The sequence below is a fragment of the Streptomyces sp. XY431 genome (assembly GCF_001279805.1).
Taxonomy (GTDB): Bacteria; Actinomycetota; Actinomycetes; order Streptomycetales; family Streptomycetaceae; genus Kitasatospora; species Kitasatospora purpeofusca.
The window spans coordinates 1-2,413 of the sequence record NZ_LGDO01000225.1 but is presented as its reverse complement, the minus strand read 5'-3'; the positions used below and the strand labels follow the sequence as shown (position 1 = coordinate 2,413).

Sequence of the window (2,413 nt, the reverse complement as noted above, 5' to 3'; positions counted from 1 at the left end):
GCGCCCCCCAACCCCCCGCCGATGGAGGGGGCCCCCTCCGGCCCCCTCACGTGGCCCGCGTCCCCCCCGGCCACCCCCTGACGCGGCAGGGCCGCCGCTCCGCACCACAGGGGCGGAGCGGCGGCCCTGAGCAGCCCGTCACACCGGGCGGAGCCAGACGGTCGACAGCGGCGGCAGCACCAGCTCGGCGCTGCGCGGCTGGCCGTCCCATTCGACGGCCTCCGACTTCACCGGGTGCGAGTTGGCGATCCCGCTGCCGCCGTAGGCCGCGGCGTCGGTGTTGAGCGCCTCCTCCCACAGCTGGTCGCGGCCGTTCAGCGCGGGCAGGCCGACCCGGCGGGCGTGCCGGACCACGGGGGAGAAGTTGCAGACCGCGACCAGCGGCGTGCCGTCGGCGGCGTACCGGACGAAGGAGAGCAGGTTGTCCTCGGCGGCACCGCCGTCGAGCCAGCTGAAGCCGGCCGGGACGCTGTCCTGCTCCCACAGGGCCGGGGTGTCCAGGTAGCGCCCGTTGAGGTCGCGGACGAGGCGGCGCACGCCGAGGTGGTCCCGGTGGGCCGGCCACTGCTCGTCGAGCACCCACCACTGCGGGCCCTGCTCGTGGTCCCACTCGGCACCTTGGGCGAACTCCTGCCCCATGAAAAGGAGTTGCTTGCCGGGGTGGGCCCACATGAAGCCGAGGTAGGCGCGGTGGTTGGCGCGCTGCTGCCACCAGTCGCCGGGCATCTTGGCGACCAGCGCCTGCTTGCCGTGCACCACCTCGTCGTGGGAGATCGGCAGGATGTAGTTCTCCGACCAGGCGTACACCATCGAGAAGGTGATCTCGTTGTGGTGGAACCGCCGGTGCACCGGGTCCTTGCCCATGTAGACCAGCGAGTCGTGCATCCAGCCCATGTTCCACTTCAGGCCGAAGCCGAGACCGCCCCGGTCGGTGGGCCGGGTGACGCCGTCCCAGGCGGTGGACTCCTCGGCGACGGTGATCACCCCCGGGCAGCGCCGGTAGACGGTGGCGTTCATCTCCTGGAGGAAGGCGGCCGCGTCGAGGTTCTCCCGCCCGCCGTACTGGTTGGGGGTCCAGGCGCCGCCCTCGCGCGAGTAGTCGAGGTAGAGCATCGAGGCGACGGCGTCCACCCGCAGGCCGTCGACGTGGAACTCCTCGCACCAGTAGACCGCGTTGGCCACCAGGAAGTTGCGCACCTCGACCCGGCCGTAGTCGAACTCCAGGGTGCCCCAGTCCGGGTGCTCGGCGCGCAGCGGGTCGGCCGGCTCGTACAGCGGCTCGCCGTCGAAGCGGGCCAGCGCGAAGTCGTCCTTGGGGAAGTGCGCGGGCACCCAGTCGACGATGACGCCGATGCCGTGCCGGTGCAGGGTGTCGACCAGGAAGCGGAAGTCGTCGGGGCCGCCGAGCCGGGAGGTGGGCGCGTAGTAGCCGGACACCTGGTAGCCCCAGGAGCCGCCGAAGGGGTGCTCCATCACCGGCATGAACTCCACATGGGTGAAGTTCAACTCCTTGAGGTATCCCGGGAGTTCGGCGGCAATGTCGCGGTAGGTGGTGAGGTCGGGACGCCAGGACGCCAGATGCAGCTCGTACACCGACATCGGGGCGCGGTGGTGCGCGGTGCGGGCCCGGCGGGCCATCCACTCGCCGTCCTGCCAGCGGTAGGAGGAGCTGGTGACGACCGAGGCGGTGCCGGGCGGCAGCTGCGCGGCCCGGGCCAGCGGGTCGGCCTTGTCGAGCACCCGGCCGTGCCGGGTGTGGATCTCGTACTTGTAGTGGGCGCCCTCGCCGATGTCGGGGACGAAAAGCTCCCAGACGCCGGAGGAGCCGAGCGAGCGCATCGGGTGCCCGGTGCCGTTCCAGTGGTTGAAGTCGCCGATCAGCCGAACCCCGGCGGCGTTCGGCGCCCAGACCGCGAACGCGGTGCCGGCGACCCCGCCGACGGTGCGCACGTGCGAGCCGAGGGCCTGCCAGAGCTGCTCGTGCCGGCCCTCGGAGATCAGGTGCAGGTCGAGTTCGCCGAGGGTGGGCGGGGTGCGGTAGCCGTCGTGCTGGCGCAGCGGCTCGGCGCCCGGGTAGTCGACCAGCAGCCGGTAGTCGGGGGCCTCGGGGGCGGCCAGCAGGCCGGTGAACAGGCCGCCCTGCTGGTGGGTGAGCTCCATCGAGCCCTGGTCGGTCTCCACCAGGACCCGGTCGGCGAACGGGCGGAGCACCCGGATCGCGGTGCCGCCGTTGACGGGGTGGGCGCCGAGCAGGGCGTGCGGGTCGTGGTGCTGGCCGCCGACCAGCCGGTCCACCTCGCCGGGTGGCAGTGGGGCCTCGGGCAGCCGCAGCGTCCCGGTGGCCACGGGGGCGGTCGTGTCGCCGACGGGCGGGGGCGCGGGTGCGGGTGTGGCCGGGATCGGCGGCGGCGGA

General features: G+C 73.1%; 1 protein-coding gene. It reads right to left on the bottom strand.

Annotated features, from left to right (window positions below; translation table 11 throughout):
• Positions 1–138: 138 nt before the first annotated feature.
• Entirely contained in the window at positions 139–2,400 is a 2,262-nt protein-coding gene (gene glgB, locus ADK60_RS21185; RefSeq protein ID WP_079008579.1) for a 1,4-alpha-glucan branching protein GlgB, read from the bottom strand.
• Positions 2,401–2,413 lie beyond the last annotated feature (13 nt).